Source organism: Pedobacter borealis DSM 19626 (assembly GCF_000708285.2).
Classification (GTDB): domain Bacteria; phylum Bacteroidota; class Bacteroidia; order Sphingobacteriales; family Sphingobacteriaceae; genus Pedobacter; species Pedobacter borealis.
Genome location: NZ_JAUG01000044.1, coordinates 1 through 19,374, shown reverse-complemented (window position 1 = coordinate 19,374; position 19,374 = coordinate 1). Strand labels below are relative to the sequence as shown.

The 19,374-nt window shown below is 37.5% G+C and carries 18 protein-coding genes; 10 read left to right on the top strand and 8 right to left on the bottom strand.

Features of this window, described 5'->3' with window-relative positions:
* Positions 1–424 precede the first annotated feature (424 nt).
* The 4 genes from AW17_RS13295 to AW17_RS13280 form a co-directional block, all read right to left on the bottom strand.
* On the bottom strand, positions 425–922 hold the full coding sequence (locus AW17_RS13295) for a SixA phosphatase family protein (protein WP_029277162.1): 498 nt from the start codon (positions 920–922) through the stop codon (positions 425–427).
* Positions 915–1,946 carry a glycosyltransferase family 9 protein gene (locus tag AW17_RS13290; protein WP_029277160.1) on the bottom strand — a complete coding sequence of 344 codons (1,032 nt, stop codon included), beginning with the start codon at positions 1,944–1,946 and terminating at the stop codon, positions 915–917. The genes AW17_RS13295 and AW17_RS13290 overlap by 8 nt, the downstream gene beginning before the upstream one ends.
* Positions 1,947–2,019: 73 nt before the next feature.
* Positions 2,020–2,622: a DUF4254 domain-containing protein gene (locus AW17_RS13285; protein ID WP_029277158.1), complete on the bottom strand. Its 603-nt coding sequence runs from the start codon at positions 2,620–2,622 to the stop codon at positions 2,020–2,022.
* Positions 2,623–2,813: 191 nt separating this feature from the next.
* Positions 2,814–4,490: a helix-hairpin-helix domain-containing protein gene (locus AW17_RS13280; protein WP_029277156.1), complete on the bottom strand. Its 1,677-nt coding sequence runs from the start codon at positions 4,488–4,490 to the stop codon at positions 2,814–2,816.
* Positions 4,491–4,577: 87 nt separating this feature from the next.
* Between AW17_RS13280 and AW17_RS13275 the strand changes: the two genes are divergently transcribed.
* Entirely contained in the window at positions 4,578–5,204 is a 627-nt protein-coding gene (locus tag AW17_RS13275) for a hypothetical protein (RefSeq protein WP_029277154.1), read from the top strand.
* A 182-nt stretch (positions 5,205–5,386) separates the two neighbouring features.
* Here the strand turns inward: AW17_RS13275 and sppA are convergent, their stop codons facing one another.
* Positions 5,387–7,153: a signal peptide peptidase SppA gene (sppA, locus tag AW17_RS13270; protein ID WP_029277153.1), complete on the bottom strand. Its 1,767-nt coding sequence runs from the start codon at positions 7,151–7,153 to the stop codon at positions 5,387–5,389.
* A 40-nt stretch (positions 7,154–7,193) separates the two neighbouring features.
* Here sppA and folK point away from each other — a divergent pair, with 40 nt between their 5' ends.
* Complete coding sequence (folK, locus tag AW17_RS13265; RefSeq protein WP_029277150.1) at positions 7,194–7,700, top strand: 2-amino-4-hydroxy-6-hydroxymethyldihydropteridine diphosphokinase; 507 nt, start codon at positions 7,194–7,196, stop codon at positions 7,698–7,700.
* Positions 7,701–7,803: 103 nt separating this feature from the next.
* Here the strand turns inward: folK and pssA are convergent, their stop codons facing one another.
* Positions 7,804–8,496 (bottom strand): CDP-diacylglycerol--serine O-phosphatidyltransferase, encoded by a 693-nt coding sequence (pssA, locus tag AW17_RS13260; RefSeq protein ID WP_029277148.1) that lies wholly within the window; start codon positions 8,494–8,496, stop codon positions 7,804–7,806.
* An 88-nt stretch (positions 8,497–8,584) separates the two neighbouring features.
* The gene (gene rho / locus AW17_RS13255; protein WP_029277146.1) at positions 8,585–10,321 is read right to left on the bottom strand and encodes a transcription termination factor Rho; all 1,737 of its coding nucleotides are present in this window, start codon (positions 10,319–10,321) and stop codon (positions 8,585–8,587) included.
* A 425-nt stretch (positions 10,322–10,746) separates the two neighbouring features.
* Here rho and pyrF point away from each other — a divergent pair, with 425 nt between their 5' ends.
* From pyrF to AW17_RS13230, 6 genes are all read left to right on the top strand, one after another.
* Entirely contained in the window at positions 10,747–11,577 is an 831-nt protein-coding gene (pyrF, locus tag AW17_RS13250) for an orotidine-5'-phosphate decarboxylase (RefSeq protein WP_029277144.1), read from the top strand.
* A gap of 142 nt (positions 11,578–11,719) precedes the next feature.
* A complete protein-coding gene (locus tag AW17_RS13245) occupies positions 11,720–11,974 on the top strand; it encodes a hypothetical protein (RefSeq protein ID WP_029277142.1) in 255 nt (84 codons plus the stop codon).
* Entirely contained in the window at positions 11,965–12,165 is a 201-nt protein-coding gene (locus AW17_RS24210) for a hypothetical protein (RefSeq protein ID WP_157280294.1), read from the top strand. Before AW17_RS13245 ends, AW17_RS24210 begins: the two co-directional genes overlap by 10 nt.
* 151 nt (positions 12,166–12,316) lie before the next feature.
* Positions 12,317–13,600, top strand: a complete 1,284-nt coding sequence (locus AW17_RS13240) for a DUF2851 family protein (RefSeq protein WP_029277140.1) — start codon at positions 12,317–12,319, stop codon at positions 13,598–13,600.
* 52 nt (positions 13,601–13,652) lie between these two features.
* Positions 13,653–13,868 (top strand): hypothetical protein, encoded by a 216-nt coding sequence (locus AW17_RS13235; protein ID WP_029277138.1) that lies wholly within the window; start codon positions 13,653–13,655, stop codon positions 13,866–13,868.
* A 135-nt stretch (positions 13,869–14,003) separates the two neighbouring features.
* Positions 14,004–14,222, top strand: a complete 219-nt coding sequence (locus AW17_RS13230; protein WP_029277136.1) for a PspC domain-containing protein — start codon at positions 14,004–14,006, stop codon at positions 14,220–14,222.
* A gap of 78 nt (positions 14,223–14,300) precedes the next feature.
* On the opposite strand, the gene AW17_RS13225 is transcribed toward AW17_RS13230, so the two are convergent.
* Positions 14,301–14,957, bottom strand: a complete 657-nt coding sequence (locus AW17_RS13225; RefSeq protein WP_029277134.1) for an ankyrin repeat domain-containing protein — start codon at positions 14,955–14,957, stop codon at positions 14,301–14,303.
* A 670-nt stretch (positions 14,958–15,627) separates the two neighbouring features.
* Between AW17_RS13225 and AW17_RS13220 the strand changes: the two genes are divergently transcribed.
* Entirely contained in the window at positions 15,628–18,219 is a 2,592-nt protein-coding gene (locus AW17_RS13220; protein WP_029277133.1) for an FtsK/SpoIIIE family DNA translocase, read from the top strand.
* 61 nt (positions 18,220–18,280) lie between these two features.
* Positions 18,281–18,931, top strand: a complete 651-nt coding sequence (gene lolA1, locus AW17_RS13215; protein WP_029277132.1) for an outer membrane lipoprotein periplasmic chaperone LolA1 — start codon at positions 18,281–18,283, stop codon at positions 18,929–18,931.
* Positions 18,932–19,374: the final 443 nt, after the last annotated feature.

Sequence of the window (19,374 nt, the reverse complement as noted above, 5' to 3'; positions counted from 1 at the left end):
GATAAATTAATGGATAAATTTTCTGGCGATACGAATTATGAAATAACCAGAGGAGTTTAGGTTATGAATTCACCGAAATGTCTATTGCCAGATTTTCGTTTTATATGTTCAAAGGTAATAAAATTATTTGATTTGTGGTATTCATACCTGATTTGAGATATTTTAAATTGATGCGATATTTTTTTTAGAAATGTTCGTTCAGTAGTTCTTGGCGTCTTCAGGCCCGTCATTCGCTATAGCCCCGATAAAGGATCGGGGGCTGCCGCTACTACCGGGTTTATTTTACGTCAGATTGTGCTTGTCGGGAAAATCTTTCCAGCGCCAATGAACTAAAGCCGTTTTAAGTATTTATACAGTTAGCTGAAAAGCCAATCTGTAATGAATTTAAGCCTTAATGTTCTTAATCCCTTAATGGTAAAAAGCCTTAAACTTCATCACTATTCTTCGGGTAATCAAAAAACACCAATTCTCCTGTTCCTTTGCTTACCATTTGCCATGAATCAAAAGGAAAAGAAATTAACACCATGCCCGCAGTTGGAATGTTGTAAATATCGGCATCGCATAACTCGTTCGCAAAATCTGTAAAACCGGGGTTATGACCAAATAGCACTACATGGTCTGCGCCATTATTTAATCCGTTAACCACTTTAAGCAGGGCTGTGGTATTGGCTTCGTAAATAGATTCTTCGAACTGGATCTGATCAATATTATAGGCTTCTGCAAAGTATTTAGCTGTAGATTTGGCTCTTTTTGCCGGACTACTTACAATCAGATCTAATTTGAAGCCTTTATTAATTAGTCTTTCTGCCATTTCTGGTGCATTTTCTTTGCCACGTTTGTTTAGCGGTCGGTCGAAATCTTTTAAATCTAAGTTTCCCCAATCCGATTTACCGTGACGAACCAAAAGTAATTGCTTAGCCATTTAATTTCTCTTTAATTTTATCTACAATTGTTTCAGGCTTAATTAAGTCTATACAGTTTTCAACACCGCAAAGGCAGGGTTTGTTTCCATAAATAGAATTTGGCCTGCTAGGATGATCAATCTGGATACAGTCGCTTTCCAATTGCCCGTAACCCAAAAAGCCAGCATATGGATGTGTTGGTCCCCAAATAGATACAACACGCACACCAACAAGCGATGCCATGTGCATGCCGGATGAATCCATGCTTAGCATTAAATCTAAGTTTGAGATAATGGCAAGCTCTTCCGTTAAGTTAAAATTACCAATTAAATTATAAACGTTTTTATATGTTTTCGCCCAGTTTTCGGCAGCTTCCTGTTCTGTTTTACCACCACCAAATATGAAAAGTTCATAACCCAATCTGCTTAATGTGGCAATTACGGCTTCCATTTTTTCTAAAGCATATACTTTATAAACATGTTGCGCAAAAGGGGAGATACCTATTTTTTTTGTGGCTTTATTAACAAATAAATCTTTTGCATTTGCTGGAATTTCCTGAGGGGATTTATTTATTTTATGACTGAGTTTAACCGCAAATCCCAATTCGCGGAAAACATCAGCATAACGTTCTACCGTTTTTCTTAAGGGTTTAAAAACTTTGTTATTGTTGCGTGTTAATCTCTTTTTCTCTGCTCTTCCTTTATCGATCCGATTAATTTTTGTTCCGGTTAAACGAAAGAACGTAGAAATTGCCCTACTCCTCAAATTATCGTGTAAATCGGCTATTGCGCTTGGTTTATAGCTGCGGAGTTCCTGATAGAGTTTGTATAAACCATCAATTCCTTTATGGACAGTTTTAGGCTGGATAGGGTGAAAGATCAGGTTCGGAATGCCATCAAAAAATGGCTTAAACGCAGGTCTGCTCACCATGATGATCCCTATGTTGGGGTTCTGCTCTGAAAATTCGTGTAAAACGGAGGCCGCCATGGCCACATCGCCCATTGCCGAAAAGCGTAAAACAATAATTTTTTGGGTTGCGGCCATAATGTTTTACCACGGAGGCACAAAGAGCACCAAGGCATTCTTTGTGTTCTTCGTGCCTTTGTGGTTGATTAATTTATGCTTTATTGTACAATACCGGATTTAAACTCGGGTCGTTGTACATTTTCATTTGTTTATATACTTTCATGTATTTTTTGCCTGCCTCAATATCTGCCAATAATTCATCAATACTGGTTGAAAGATCCTCGCGTTGTGATAACAATACATTTAATTTAGTCTGGCATTGCATACGGTGCTCAGCTGAGGCACTTTCACGTTCAGCTTCTTCCTGCATATGATAAATTTTTAGTGCCAGGATAGAAAGCCTGTCAATTGCCCATGCTGGGCTTTCTGTATTGATTTTCGCATCTGGTAAAGCTGAAATTCCCTGATAAAGATTTAAGAAATAGCCATCAATAAACTCAACCATATCGGTTCGTACCTGGTTTTGTGCATCAATGCGTCTTTTCCAGCTCAAGCCTTCAACAGGATCAATTTGAGGGTTACGCACCACATCTTCCATATGCCATTGGGCGGTATCGATCCAGTTTTTAACGTAAAAAAGATGCTCTAAACTTTCGGCATCATATGGGTTTTCAACCGGATGGTCAATATCATCAAACTTATGGTAGTCTGTAATTACTTGATTAAATATGCGGTTGGCAATTTCACTTATCATGGGGCAAAGATATTAAAAGATTCCTTAAGGTTTGATTACACAGATCTTTGGATTACACAGATTTTTCCTGGGGGGTGATTACACAGATTTTAAGATTGTACCGATTTATTTGTGAGATTTAAAACAAGATGACTTCGGGCCTGTTTCTCCTAAACCCTAAACCCTAAACCCTAAACCCTAAACTCTAAACCCTAAACCTTTCTACTGTTAAAATACTCCGTTATCTCCTCCAAAGAAAAAGCATTCAAACATTTGTCGGCACTTAAACCACCTTTGCGGGCAACTAAAATACCGTAATGCATGTCGTGGAAACCTTCTGTTCTATGAGCATCTGGATTTACAGAAAGCAATACACCTTTATCTAAAGCATAACGGTGCCATCGCCAGTCTAAATCCAAACGTAGAGGATTCGCATTGATTTCGATCACTACTTTATTTGCTGCACAGGCGTCAATAATCTTTTTATAATCTATCGGGTATCCGGCTCTGCTTAACAATAAACGGCCTGTTGGATGCCCTAAAATGGTGGTATATGGATTTTCAATAGCTTTTAGCAAACGTGCGGTTGCTTTTGCTTCGTCCATACGTAAATTGCTGTGCACAGAAGCCACTACAAAATCGAATGTTTTTAAAATATCATCTGAATAATCCAATGAGCCATCACTTAAAATATCGCTCTCAATACCTCTGAAGATTTTAAAGGGAGCGAGTTTTTTATTTAGTTCATCAATTTCCTGGTGTTGACCAAAAACACGTTGCTCGTTTAAACCTTTTGCATAAACAGCGGTTTTAGAATGATCGCAGATCCCAAAATATTGAAGATTTAAGTTTTCTTTACAATATACAGCCATTTGCTCCAGGGTGTGTACGCCATCGCTCCAGGTAGAGTGGTTGTGCAAACTGCCTTTTAAATCTTCATATTGGATTAAGTTAGGGAGTTTATCGGCTTTCGCCAGGTCGATTTCATCAAAATCTTCACGAAGTTCAGGAACGATGAAAGATAAACCTGCTTTGCCGTAAATTTCTTCTTCACTTGTAAAAGGACCATTACCTGCTAAAGCTAAAACCTGCTCTACATGTTCGGCATTTCCTGTGAGTTTGAACCATTGTAAATAAAATTCAGCTTTTTCAACTGCATAAATTTTTATCCTGAAACCAGCTTCAGTAGTGCAGATGAAAGAATTTTCTGCTTCAATCAAAGAAAGTGCTTCGAAAGCAGGCAAGTTTTGTTTAAGGGCATCAATTTGTTCAGCACCGATCACAATTTCCAGTTCATCGATAATCTCACAGGCACGGCGGTATTGACCGGCGAAGCCCAAAAGTGCACTGTTGTCAATTTTTCCAGTCCAATCTGCAAGCTGTGTAAATATAGTTTTGGCAAAACCTTCAACCTGGGCGTATAAAAACCGTCCGTTGGCCGCCAGTTTAAATTCGATCGCATTCTTAATTTCTTCCTGGGTTTTTAAACCGAAACCTTTGGCTTCAATTAAGCGGTTTTCGTTACAGGCATAATACAATTCACCTATACTTTCTATACCTAAGGTACGCCAGATAATGAATATCTTTTTCGGTCCGATGCCCTTTATGGCCAGCATTTCTACTACACCTTCGGGCGTTTTCTCTAGAATTTCGTTAAGTTCTTTTAATTCTCCTGTTTGGAGAAGTTCAATGATTTTGGAAGCCAGTCCTTTACCAATACCTTCAATTTTATCCAGTTCCTCTAAAGGTTTATCCTTTAAAGCAAAGGGTAATTTATCTACCTTAAAATAGGCATTTGCAACAGATTTAATTTTGAAGGGATTTTCTTCGTGCAGTTCCATAAGCTGCGACAGAAGGCGTAAGGTACGGGCGATGGTCTTGTTTTCCATAAGGGGTAAAATTAGGAAATAATGCCTCAAATCCTTCTTGTGCTCATAAAATTAAAACACAAATTTATTAATTGTTGTTTTACAATCATGAAATCTATAAAATTCGCCCTCTTGGGATTAAGTATGAGTGTAGCCGCTTGTCAATCTGCCAGTAAAACAGATCAAAATGCCGATTCAATAAGTAATTTAACATCAGCCCCAGTGCAAAGTGTTGATGAGCGCTTCCTGGTTGTCGCTGGTCGGTCAGTTGGAGAAATTGCGCTGGGAGAGGATATGGAAGAGGTAAGTAAAAAATTAGGCAGGCCAAATGCCGGTGATGCCGCAATGGGAAAAGCCTGGGGGATTTGGTACAGTGACGATTCTACCGCGAAACACCGCAACGAAATTGCGGTATACTCTTCTTATCGTGATACCAGTATGCTTGTAAAAGATGTAAAACAGATTCGGATTACCTCCAATAAGTTTAAAACAAAGGATGGCTTGGCAACCGGGAGCACGTTGGAAGATGTGAAATTGAAGTTCCCAACCATTGAAAAACTTTCTGCCTATTTAAATGAAGATAAAGATACCGTTACGGTTTATGATGCCAAAAAAGATGGAATTGGCTTTGAATTTTTAAAAGGGAAAAGTATTTCCTTAACGGTTCATCAGGTGAATATTCCGGTTAATGCAACTTATTTAACGTTGCATCCCGGATGGAAGTTAATTGAATAAAAGTAGGGGATGGAAGACAGGTTAATTAGTTCATAGTTTTATTGTCCATGGTCAATTGCTTACTGGCACATACCTCAAGGCTATTAACTATTTAACCATGGACTATCAACAAAATATCCATTTTATATAAACCTCGCAGGTTTTTAAGCGCTTCAGCCCTCAAAACCTGCGAGGTTTAATTATTATTTAATTACTGCCTCGAACGGCATTCTGGCCTGAATGCCAGAGCTTGCAATTACCTTTTTCATTTGTTGGTAAAGCATGTAGTTATCGCCAAGTTCCTGTTTGGTGTAATAGGTTTTAATCCTGTCTGTACCCTCATCCATTAACGATTTCCATGGATCAATTACATCTGGATATTCTACAACCTTATAATTCTTTAATTTAGCCTTTTTAGCGGCTGCCTTAATGGCATCGTTAAAACTTCCTATTCTATCAGCCAAACCAATTTGAACGGCATCTGTACCGATCCAAACGTGGCCACCACCAATGCTATCTATATATGTTTTGCTTTTCTTTCTGCCATCGGCCACACGGCTTACAAAACCGCTATAAATTCTGTTCAGTTCATTTTGGATGATGAATCTTTCACTTGCAGTCATAGGGCGGTTAGTGGCCATAATATCGGCATATTTACCGGTTTTAACGCCGTCAAATGTAATTCCCAGTTTGTTGGTCATTAAATTTTGGAAGTTCGGGATAATACCGAATACACCGATAGAACCTGTAATGGTATTCGGTTGCACAAAAATGCTATCAGCAGCGCAACCAATGTAATAACCGCCTGATGCGGCAACATCGCCAAACGATGCAATAACTGGTTTTTCTTTTTTGGTCAATACAATTTCTCTCCAAATCACATCCGAAGCAAGTGCGCTACCTCCGGGTGAGTTTACACGTAAAACCACCGCTTTAATGTTATCATCCAATCGTGCTTTTCTAATTGCCCTGGAAATACGTTCCGAGCCGATCTGGTTGTCAGAACCTTCGCCGCCATTAATTTCGCCATTGGCATAAATTACGGCTACTTTATCTTTTCCTTCGCCAGTATCTGTATTATTTTTCGCATAATCATTAATCGTAACCGAACGGATATTTTCACCCCTGGTTCTTCCAGATAACCCTTTCAGCTCTTCTAAAATCTGATCTTTATATTTCAGGGCATCGATCATTTTAAAGTTTACGGCATCTTGTGGCTGTTGTACTTTGTAATTATCGGCAATGTTATAAAGACTATCTTTTTGAATGTTTCTACTTTGCGCAATATCAGTTAAGAAAGTATTGTACAATCCGCCAACATAAGCTGTAACCTGTTTGCGGTTATAATCGCTCATTTTATCTAAAATGAAAGGCTCTACTGCACTTTTATAGTTTCCTACACGGATAACCTGCATTTCTACTCCAACTTTTTCTAAAGTTCCTTTAAAGAAAGTTAATTCAGAGCTAAAACCTTTAAATTCTAAAGCGCCTTCGGGATTTAGATATACCTTATCAGCAACTGAAGCTAAATAATAAGCGCCTTGTGTATACACTTCGCTGTAGGCAATAATTTTTTTGTGAGATTTTTTGAAATCGATCAACGCATTCCTAACTTCGCGCAAAGTTGCAAAACCTGCATTCGGACTGCTCACATTCAGGTAGATGCATTTAATATTATCATCTGTTTTGGCTTTTTGTACGGCTTTTAAGAAATCGTTTAAGCCAATACCATCTTTTTCTTCACCACCAACAATTGGCAGGTTTCCGAATGGGTTTTTGGGCGTACGTTCTGTAATGGCCTGGTCTAAATTTAGGAATAGTACCGAATTGTTAGACACAACAACGGTTTTGTCGCTATCAATAGAAGATATTAAACCCACAACAACTACGAAGCAGATCACAAATACAATTACTATTGATAAGAAAAAGCCCAGCATAGAGGCAAATAAATACTTAAAGAATTCTCTCATTTAAATGTTTTAATTTTGTGTTGTAAAGATATAAAAATACATGATGCTTAATAAAGCTTTAGAGTACAACACGGCTTATTTGTTACTGGGTGGAAATTTAGGCGATAGGGAGGCGAATTTGAAAAAGGCCATCGAACTAGTGAACGATAAAATTGGTCATGTGATCGCCATCTCATCTCTTTATGAAACCGCTGCGTGGGGTAAAACCGACCAACCTTTTTTTTTGAATCAAGCTGTAAGTTTACGCACCCGTTTAACGGCGCTTGAAGTTTTAGAGCATGCATTAAGTATCGAACAGGAATTGGGCAGGGTAAGGAAAGATAAATGGGGAGAACGGTTAATTGATATCGATCTGATCCTTTTTGGAGATGAAATTATCAATATTCCGGATAAACTTCAGGTACCTCATCCCCATATGCAGGATAGAAAATTTGTAATGGAGCCTTTGGCTGAAATTGCACCAGAGATTGTGCATCCTGTATTTGGAGAAACGATGCTCGATATTTGCAGAAATATTACAGATCCGCTTGAGGTTAAAAAACTATAGCATATTGACCTTTTCCTTTTGCAAAGGAACGCAGATTTTAAAGGATTAATCTAATCCGCGTTGATCAGCGATTTTAATCTTCTTAATCTGCGGGAAAACTTAGTTATATTTTGTGATTAGTTGTAGCACCCCTAAAATGCAATACCGATAAAGCAATATACAGTACCAATACAAAAGGAATTGCTGCAAATTTTAGAAAAGCAATTAATATAGCCGATAGGATGAGGAAGATGAATTTAATTTTATTTTTCGCCCAGCTTAAGTCGCTGAATTTTAAAGAGAATATTTTGATTTCGCTCACCAGTAAAAAACTTGTAATTGCTGTAATGGCAATCAGTAAAATGCTAGAAGCAATAACCTGAGGATAATCGTTGGCAATAAAAGGTAGAGAACAGATAAACAAAGTATTCATGGGCGTATTCAAACCAATAAAATCTTCTGTTTGCCTCGTATCGTTGTTAAATTTGGCCAGTCTCAGTGCCGAAAAAATAGTAATGATAAATCCAAGATATGGAAGGTATTCAGATGAATAATCACTTGCCTTTAACAAGTGAAACATGATTACCCCCGGTAAGAGCCCAAAACTTACCATATCTGCCAAAGAATCAAGATCTTTTCCAATTGCCGATTTTACATTTAATAAACGTGCAACCATACCGTCAAAAAAATCGAAAATTCCAGAGAAAATAACGAAATAGGCCGCGGTTTCTAGATTGCCTTTAAATGCGAAAACGATTCCGATACAACCTGAAAAAAGGTTTGCACAGGTAATCGCATTAGGGAGATGCTTTTTCATGAGGTATAGGGTATAAGGTTTAAGGTGTAAGGTTTAGGCATCCAAATAGGAACCTTAAGCCTTACACCTTTTGCCTTCCAGCCTTAAACTAGCTGTTCATCGAAATTAAGAACTCTTCGTTACTTTTTGTTCCTTTTATTTGAGATTGAACAAATTCCATCGCCTCTTGACTGTTCATATCGGCAAGGTGGTTACGTAAAATCCATACACGTTGCAAAATATCTCTATCTAGCAATAAATCATCGCGACGGGTACTTGAAGCCGTAATATCAATTGCAGGGAAGATACGTTTGTTAGATAATTTACGATCTAATTGTAGCTCCATGTTACCTGTTCCTTTAAATTCTTCGAAGATCACTTCATCCATTTTAGAACCTGTATCGGTTAATGCGGTAGCTAAAATGGTTAACGAACCACCATTTTCGATGTTACGTGCCGCACCGAAGAAACGTTTTGGCTTGTGTAATGCGTTTGCATCAACACCACCTGATAATATCTTACCTGATGCCGGTGCTGTTGTATTGTAAGCTCTGGCCAAACGTGTAATCGAATCTAAAAGGATTACCACATCATGTCCGCTTTCTACCAAACGTTTCGATTTCTCTAAAACAATATTGGCAATTTTAACATGGCGCTCGGCCGGTTCATCAAAAGTTGACGCAATTACCTCTGCTCTTACACTACGGGCCATATCGGTAACCTCTTCTGGGCGCTCATCAATTAATAAGATAATTAAATAAACTTCAGGGTGGTTTTTAGCAATTGCATTTGCAACCTCTTTAAGCAGGTTAGTTTTACCTGTTTTTGGTTGTGCAACAATTAAACCACGCTGTCCTTTACCAATTGGTGTAAATAAATCCATAATACGGGTAGAGTAATTACTGTTATCCGTAAATAAATTTAATTTTTCTGTTGGAAAAAGTGGAGTCAGATAATCAAAAGGAACACGGTCGCGAACCTCAGCAGGAATTCTGCCGTTAATGGTTTCTACGCGAACCAGCGGGAAATATTTTTCGCCTTCTTTTGGCGGACGGATGCTACCTTTTACAGTATCACCGGTTTTCAAACCAAAAAGTTTTATCTGAGACTGCGATACATAAATATCATCAGGAGAAGTTAAATAGTTGTAATCTGCAGAGCGCAAGAAACCGTAACCATCAGGCATAATTTCTAAAACACCCTCATTTGTAATTACGTTATCGAAATCCAAGTTGGAGTAACTGTTTTCGTTTTTGTGGTGATTGCCACCGCCTGGTTGTTTTTGCTGGCGGTTTTCGTCGCGCTGTGGTTTTTCCTGCTTTTCTTTAGGCTCTTGTTTTTGTTTCGGAGCTGCCGGAAGTACTTCTGCACTTTCTTCTATTAAAGCTGAGATAGGTTTTACACTTTCTTCAGATTCAATAATTCTGTCTGGTTGTCTTTCTGGCTGTTGTTGATGTTGAGGCTCGTCAAATAACGTTACTGCATCTCTTCTTCTTTCAATTGGCGCTGCAGGCTCATCTTTCGTTAATCTTGCTCTTTTTTTAACAGGCTTGTCGGCCGTAGTAGCTGGTTTTTCAGCGGCCACTGTAGAAGCGGCGGCCGCAGCTGCGGCAACTTTTGGTGCTTTTACAGCTTTGGTTTTAGGTGCAGGAGTAGCTGCAATAGGTTCGATTTCGCTATAAGGGTCTACACCGGCTTTAGCAGCATTTATAATTTCTTGTTGGTGTAAAAGTACTTCAACAAGGTCGATTTTTCTTAGGGAGTCGGCACCTTCAATGCCATAGCTTTTTGCTAGCTCACGTAATTCTGTTGTGAGCTTATCATTTAATTCTGTTTTACTAAACATTCTAAATATATATGTTTCAAGAAATTTTTCATTTGTTTATAACGGATGTTTTCTGTTATAAATCTACACAGGCTTAAATATATTTGTGTTAGTGTAGGCCTGGCTTTTCATTGTGTATAAATTCTTAAGGCTATAAAACATTAAATGAGTTCATTATGGAAAATGCTCAAATTGTTTCATAATTGTTTACAAGCTGAATAAAAAGCAAAATGTGCTTTTAAAAAATGGTAACAAAAAACAAGTCTTGATAAATTTTTTCTGGGATATTCAGATAAACGGTTGAGAAATTATGTTGCAATTGTATGTATTTGAAACGTAATCTGCAAGCAAAAGTTTAAAATGTTTATAAAAATAATTAATGTGAGCATTATTTTGTCGCTCAGAAAACTTAAAAATCTACATATTTGCAGCAAATAAGCCCATATATGACAAAGCAACAACTTTTCGAGCAGATACAAAAAAAACGTTCATTTTTATGTGTCGGATTAGATTCTTCGTTAGATAAGATACCAAAACACTTATTGAGGTATGAAAATCCGATTCTGGAATTCAATAAACAGATTATTGATGCCACAAAAGATTTGTGTGTAGCTTATAAGCCGAATACTGCTTTTTACGAGTGTTATGGAAAAAAGGGATGGGAAACTTTGATCGAAACCTGGAAATATATTCCTCAGGATATTTTTTCTATTGCTGATGCTAAAAGAGGCGATATTGGAAATACCTCTGCCATGTACGCCGAAACGTTTTTCAATGCCGCATCATCAGATATGAGTTTCGATTCGGTTACCGTAGCACCTTATATGGGTAGCGATTCGGTAACACCGTTTTTAACTTTTAAAGATAAATGGGTAATTCTTTTGGCTTTAACCTCGAATGCCGGCCATGCCGATTTTCAATTGCAGGAAATTGGCGAAGATAAACTTTTCGAAAAAGTACTTAAAACATCGCAAACCTGGGCTACAGATGAACAGATGATGTATGTAGTAGGAGCAACCCGTGGCGCCGCTTTTGGTGATGTACGTAAATTAGCACCGAATCACTTTCTTTTAGTGCCGGGCGTTGGCGCACAGGGAGGAGATTTAAATGAAGTGTGCAAGTATGGCCTAAATTCACAATGCGGCTTGCTGATTAATTCTTCGAGAGGCATTATTTATGCCAGCCAGGGAGAAGATTTTGCAGAAAAGGCCAGGGAAGAAGCGTTGAAACTTCAAAAAGAAATGGAGCAGATTTTGATTAAAGCGGGGTTGGTATAAAAAATTTAATATTTCAGTTGTTTACTTTGAGAAATTATTTATGGTATACAATTCAATATTAATGACTGTAGCTAATATTGATTAGGTGGATTGCTTTTTCTTTGCGTAAAAATCCTTATATTTAATCATTTAGACTTCGCCTATGACTAACCCTTTTGATAATATGGACTTTAAGTCGTTACTTGAGCATGTAAAAAAACTTTCAGCAGCCGAAAAGAAAGAACTGATGCAGGTTTTAAATCAAGGCCAGCTTCCGTTGGTTAATGAAGAGCGCGTAGCTTATGTAAAGACGTCTGCAACGCATACTTCTTTTGATGCGAAGTGGGAGGAAAGTTTATCGGCTTCTGAATTTAAAGCAGCAGCCATTCAGCATATTAATACCCTGCCTTGGAAATAGTGCGCTTCAATCCCTCCGTTCTGCTTTATCTTAATGAACTGGTTGATGTGCTTTTTTACGAAAACTATTTCAGTATCCGCGAAAGTGCTATAGATTACGTTATCAGGTTGATTGATATTGCTGAAAGCAAGATCGTGTTACATTGCTCCGAAGACTATTTGTCATCATGGCAGTTGGCTAATCCATTTTAATATCAGTCAGAAAACAACCTGGTACTTTGTATTCGAAAAAAGTGAGAACCACCGTTATTTGGTTACCTATGTTTTTAATAACTACTCCAAAGAAGCTCAAAATTTAAACTTATAAGTTAGTTATAGCCAAATAAATTCATTACCTTGAAGAATGAATTTTCCAGAAGATTTTCTTCATTACGTATGGCAATTTAGGTCGTTTGATTATAGCGGGCTGCAAACTACTGCTGGAGAAAACTTGAAAATTATCAACCCAGGCTTGTTAAACAAAAATGCTGGGCCGGATTTTTTTAACGCGAAAATCGAAATTAACGATACTACATGGGCTGGTAATGTAGAAATTCATCTCCGGTCGTCAGACTGGTTAAAACACAATCACCAGATTAATCCCGCCTACGAAAATGTAATCTTACATGTTGTTTATGAGCATGATGCGGAAATAAAAAGAATAGACAATACTGTTTTGCCCGTTTTGGAATTAAAACAGCGTATCTCTGCCGATCTCATTAAAAAATACGAAAACCTATTTCTCACACTAACTGATTTTCCTTGCATTGCACAAATTGGAGCGGTAGATCAATTAATTGTCGATTCTTTTTTATCAAGAACCTTAATAGAGCGTTTCGAGCAAAAAACGAATGCTGTAACTGAAACTTTAAACGAATTAAATGGGAATTGGGATGAGACTTTCTACCGTTTCATGGCGCGTAATTTTGGCTTTAAAATAAACGCCCTTCCTTTTGAGTTGTTTGCTAAAGCCGTTTCGCAGCAAATTTATGCCAAGCACAAAAATAACCCAAACCAAATTGAAGCGCTGGTTTTTGGTGCCGCTGGTTTTTTAAATGATCAGTTTGAAGAGGAATACCCTAAAAAGTTAAAGGCCGAATTCCAGTTTCTTCGAAAGAAATATAATATTAAACCTATAGAAGCTTCGATGTGGAAATTTATGCGGATGAGGCCGCAAAACTTTCCTACGATCAGATTGGCGCAATTTGCAGCGTTAATTGTAAAAGCCAACCATCTTTTTTCTAAAATTATGGAAATCAAAGATATAGCCCAATTGCATGCTTTGTTTGAAAACCTACCGGTAAACGATTACTGGAAAACACATTATCATTTTAAAAAAGAAACTTCTGGTGTAAATACACAAATTGGGAAAACATCCGTTGATAATGTTTTGTTAAATACGGTGGCTTTGTTTTTATTCGCGTATGGTAAACACACGGGTACACAATACTACATTAGCAGGGCGATAAAATTGTTGGAGCGTTTGCCAGCTGAGCAAAATGCGATCACAGATAAATTTACCGGGGCAGGAGTGAAGATGGATCATGCATTTGCTTCGCAAGGAATTTTGCAGCTGAAAAAGCAATACTGCGATGAGAAAAAATGTCTATATTGTGGTATTGGAATTAAAATTTTAAAGCAGGCCTAACCAGGTGCTGATTTCAAACAAAACTTTCTACCCTATAATCTGTTTTTAAATTATGGAATTTCCACATGAGCTAAAAGAACTATATCCTAATCAGATTATTGAGGTTAGGGGTAATGCCGATGCCTTAACTGTTATTTTAAACAAAGATGTTGATATCCATAAATTTAAGGCAGAACTGATCAAAAAGTTTTCAGGACTGGAAGAACAACAAACGCTTTTTATTAAACACGAGGATAAACAGGATTTCGAAAAATTGGTTTTGGAATAATCGAGATAGAATATGCTATTGAAAATTTAACCGATTATTATTGCTAAATTAGAGTTTGGAAATCAAATTATGATTTCGGTTTCCAATGATTTTATCTTGTGGTATTGTTATTAAGATTTTTAAAATAAGCTTAAAATGTTCCAAAGAATTATAACCTATTTTGAACAACAGAGTTTTGGCGTTTCTACTTATTTGGCTAACAAGTTGAACATGAGCACAGCGAAAGTGCGTTTGTTTTTTATTTATTCGTCGTTTTTAGCGGTGGGTTTTCCAATATTGTTCTATTTTTTGGCCGCTGTTGTGCTCGATATCAGGACGTATATGAAAAGAATGCGGTTAAGGATTTGGGAATAAAATGTAAGAGGTAGTATGGATGATGGAAAATGGTTGCTAAATCAGACTCTTGACTAAAGACTCACGACTCCAGACTAATTAATCATCGTCTCTTAAAATCTCTGCAATTTCATTAAAGCCTTTTTCTGCGGCTAAATCTGCAGGCAGTTTTCCACCTTCCATGCGCAAAGAAACTTCTGCTCCGTGTTCTAACAATAAAATAATCAATTCTATATTTCCTAATTGTGCGGCGGTATGTAAGGGTGCCAATCCTGCTTTCTGACAAACATTTGGATAGGCACCAGCTTCTAAAAGTATCTTGGTAATATTAAAATTGTTGGCGGCAACTGCCGAGTGGATCGGAAATACATTAAATCCATTTTTCGATGGCAGGTTAACATCCGCACCTTTTAAAACTAAAAAACGGGCTAGATCTTCATGACCGAAATAACAGGCTAAACCTAGTGGTGTAAATCCATCTTCCGAAAATTCGTTAATACTATTGGGATTTTGAAATATTAATTGCGACGCTGCATCAAATTTGCCCACTGCACAAGCTTCGAACAAAGTTAAGTCATCTACAAATTCAGCAATTAAATCAGCGATTTCCTGTTTTTTATAATAACAGGCCAATAACAATGGCGAAATGTGATGGGAGGTGTCAATATTTGCCAATTTTGGATTTTCAACCAAAATTTCTTTTACTGCTTGTAAATTTCCAGCCTCAATTTGTTCTTCGAGTTGCGCTATGCCCATAATATTGTTTCAAAAATCGCTTTAAATTAACAAAAATTAAGAAATTGTAAACTTTATTGCCTAAATATATATAGTGTAAGGCAAATTAGCAAAGATTATACCTCGCAGGTTTTTAAAACCTGCGAGGTCTGGCAAGCCACAGAACTACAGACTCAGTTAAATAAACCTGATAGAACGAAAAGCCCGGAACGAGGTACGAGTGAGGACTTGAAGTGATAGCAAGACTATCATAGCCGAAATGGGCCGAACCCTGCTTTTCAAAATAATATGAATCACCTAAGTGGACTGGTATCCATATATTTAAGGTTTTAAAAACCTAAGGTCTATAAATAAAAAATCCCGTTTAACCTCTCCAGGCAAAACGGGATAAAACCTAAAACAAAATCCGTTTCATTTGACAAAAACGTAACAACTTGTGTGTTGTTAAAATAATAGACAATAATTTCTGTTTAAGGTTTAATGCCCGATGAATATTTTTATTTAATTTAAGGCAGATTATAAAACCAATAGATAGAGGTGCAAATTTAGCGCTTCTTGAAAATAGGGAGTGGTATGATGAAAGCCCTAGCAGCAATGCTTACAATTTGTGATTATTTTTTTTGTTAGGCTTTCGTTAATGCTGCGCAGTTTTATCTAAGTTTGTTCAATATTAAATTATTTAGGATAGAAAATGTCGGTAAGGGGTAACCAGTTTAAAACCAATACATTCAGAGATAAGGGTGCAGAAAGTGCACCTGGCAGATCATCATCAGGTCGGCAGCCGAAAGAAAAAAGAGATTTTTTGCCAAGCTTCGATCTGGCAGATGGCCGTGCAGTTAAAATTGCAGGTCTGTTTTTTGTGATATTGTCGTTATATTTTTTAATTGCTTTTACCTCGTATTTATTTACCTGGCAAGATGACCAGAGTTATGTAATCGATGCAAATGGTGGTTGGGGCAATCTTTTTAAAACAACAGAAGAACTAAAAGAAGCTGGTGTTTCTATACCAGTAGTTCAAAACTGGTTAGGTAAGTTTGGCGCTTTGTTATCGCACCAGTTTATTTACGAATGGTTCGGTATTGCATCTTTCCTGTTCGTTTTGGCCTTTTTTATTATCGGCTACCGCTTATTATTTAAAGTTAAAATCCTTTCCATCTCGAAAACATTGGGTTATAGCTTTTTCTTTTTATTGTTTATATCCTTAACCCTAGGTTTTGCACATAGTTTCTGGTCAGAATCGCCACATTATTTAGAAGGTGAATTTGGGTATTGGAGCAATAAATTATTAAATGCCCAAATTGGCGCAGCTGGGGTGGCGGGATTAATTGCTTTTGCGGGATTAACCATTTTAATCATCGCATATAATATCGATTTCAAATTTCCAGAGCGTAAAGAGAAAGAGGTTTACCTGGACAACGAAACGCCAGATTATGTAAATGATATTAGAGAGCAGGCAGTAAAAAACAAAACTTTCGAAGAACCTTCATCATCCATTGAACTTCCGGTACGTGATAAGCCAATAAGTAACGAACGTAAACAACAAAATGTGGTCTTGCAGCCAAGCCGTTTCGAAGAAAAAGAAGAGGAAGAAACTGTAGCACCTGTTGTATTATCTCCATTGGCTACCAATTTACCTCTTGCTACTGCTGCGGCAACAACACTTCCATTAACAGTAGAACCACCAATTGAAGCCGAAAAGGAACCTGCTTTTACGATCGAAAAAACTGAAGAAGAAAAAAAATCGGATGATCTGGTTGAACAGTTTGGTAATTATGATGAAAAACTAGATTTATCTGGTTATAAATACCCAACAATAGATTTGCTCGAAAATTATGGCACCAATAAAATTTCGGTAAATGCCGAAGAATTGGAAGCCAATAAAAATAAAATTGTCGAAACCCTTAATCATTACAATATAGAAATTGATAAGATTAAGGCAACCATTGGTCCAACGGTTACCCTTTACGAAATTATTCCAGCTCCTGGGGTAAGGATTTCGAAGATTAAAAACCTGGAGGATGACATTGCGCTTTCGTTAGCAGCTTTAGGTATCCGTATTATTGCACCAATGCCAGGAAAGGGTACAATTGGTATAGAGGTACCTAACCAACACCCAGAAATGGTGCCGATGCGCAGCATTCTAAATACCGAAAAATGGAGCCAAAACACTATGGATTTGCCTATTGCATTGGGTAAAACCATTAGTAATGAGGTTTTTATTGCAGATTTGGCTAAAATGCCTCACCTATTGGTGGCAGGAGCAACTGGTCAGGGTAAATCGGTTGGTATTAACGCCATTCTGGTTTCGCTGTTGTTTAAAAAACACCCTGCACAGTTGAAATTTGTACTGGTCGATCCGAAAAAAGTAGAGTTAACTTTATTCAATAGAATCGAAAGGCACTTTTTAGCTAAACTGCCGGGAGAGGCCGATGCTATTATTACTGATACTAAAAAAGTTGTAAATACTTTAAATTCACTTTGTATCGAAATGGATCAGCGTTATGATTTATTGAAGGATGCACAGGTTAGGAATTTAAAAGAATACAACGATAAGTTTGTTAAGCGCAAGCTTAATCCAAATAATGGTCACCGCTTTTTGCCTTTCATTGTTTTAGTGGTAGATGAGTTTGCCGATTTAATGATGACGGCTGGTAAAGAAGTTGAAGCACCAATTGCCCGTTTGGCTCAATTGGCGAGGGCAATCGGTATCCACTTAGTTCTGGCTACGCAGCGCCCGTCGGTAAATATTATTACGGGTACCATTAAAGCCAACTTCCCGGCCAGGTTAGCCTTTAGGGTGTTATCGAAAATCGATTCAAGAACCATTTTGGATAGTGGTGGCGCCGATCAGTTAATTGGCCGTGGTGATATGCTTTTATCTACAGGTAGCGACTTAATCAGGCTACAGTGTGCTTTCGTTGATACACCAGAGGTAGACCGGATTTCTGAGTATATTGGTAACCAACGTGGTTATGCTGATGCTTATCAACTGCCAGAATATATAGATGAAGCAGGTGAGGGAAGTAAGGCCGATTTTGATCCTAACGAACGTGATAAGTTTTTTGAAGATGCAGCCAGACTGATTGTAATGCATCAGCAGGGCTCTACCTCATTAATACAACGGAAACTAAAATTAGGCTACAACAGGGCCGGAAGGATTATCGACCAATTGGAAGCTGCCGGAATTGTTGGTCCCTTTGAAGGAAGTAAGGCGCGTGAAGTCTTGTATCCGGATGAATATTCTTTGGAACAGTTCTTGAACAGTATGAATGACAAAGATTAGATTAAACCAATACAAAAAAATCTACTCTAACGTTTCAAAGGAAAAATTTAAAAAAGAAAAGATGAAGAAATTAATTTCAGCATTAATGGTTGTAGTTGCTTTTACAACTTCAACTTATGCTCAAACTGATGCGAAAGCTAAAGCCATTTTAGCTGAGGTGAGTAAAAAATACAAATCGTATAATATTGTAAAAACAGATTTTACCTTCACTTTGGATAATCCGAAGGCAAAAGTAAAAGAAACCCAGCAAGGTACTTTGTATGTTAAAGCCAATTCTAATAAGTATAAAGTGGCGATGACGAATCAAGAATTGTTTAGCGATGGTAAAAGTCAATGGACTTATTTGAAAAAAGACAAAGAGGTGCAGGTGAGCAATGTAGATAACAGTGGCGATGCCATTAACCCTGCTAAGATTTTTACGGTTTACGAAAAAGGATTTAAATATGTGTACACAGGTGAAGAAAAAGTAGGTGCCAAAACTTACCAAATGATTGATTTAACACCTGTTGACGCTAAAAAATCGATTTTTAAAGTACGTTTAAGTATCGATAAAACAGCTAAACAAATTGCAAACGTGGTGTTATTTGATAAAAATGGCAACAAATACACTTACAATGTGAAAACTTTTTCGCCAAATGTAAATGTACCAGAAACTACTTTTGCTTTCGATGCCAAAAAATATCCTGGTGTTGAAGTGGTAGATTTAAGATAATTGTTATTACCGCCAAGGCGGGATGAAACCTAAAGGTTCAGTTGGAAACAGCTGAACCTTTTTTGTTTGATTGAAATCAGATTTTTAGGTGTATCGTAGGCCATATATTGCCTTTTTTGAAAAGCATTTGCAGTAATTCTTAGGTTACAGCCGTTCGTTGTAGTGCCAATGTAAATACTACCGCTTGGGCACATTTTTCTCTGATTGGATTTTTTTGGCTCCTCTGCCTAAGGCGATCGTCATGCAGAATTTATTTCAGCATCTTTCCTGCTATTAACTGGCCTTGATTCCTTAAGAAGGCACAAATGTCATTTTTTTTTCGCTCTTTGCCGCGGGGCATGGTAGTTTTTCGCAGATCATGTTATTTTTATTTGTGCTCAAGAATGCTGGCGCATTTTGGAGCGCCAATTACCCAAAGCGCTTTGTCAATCCAGCAATGGGCC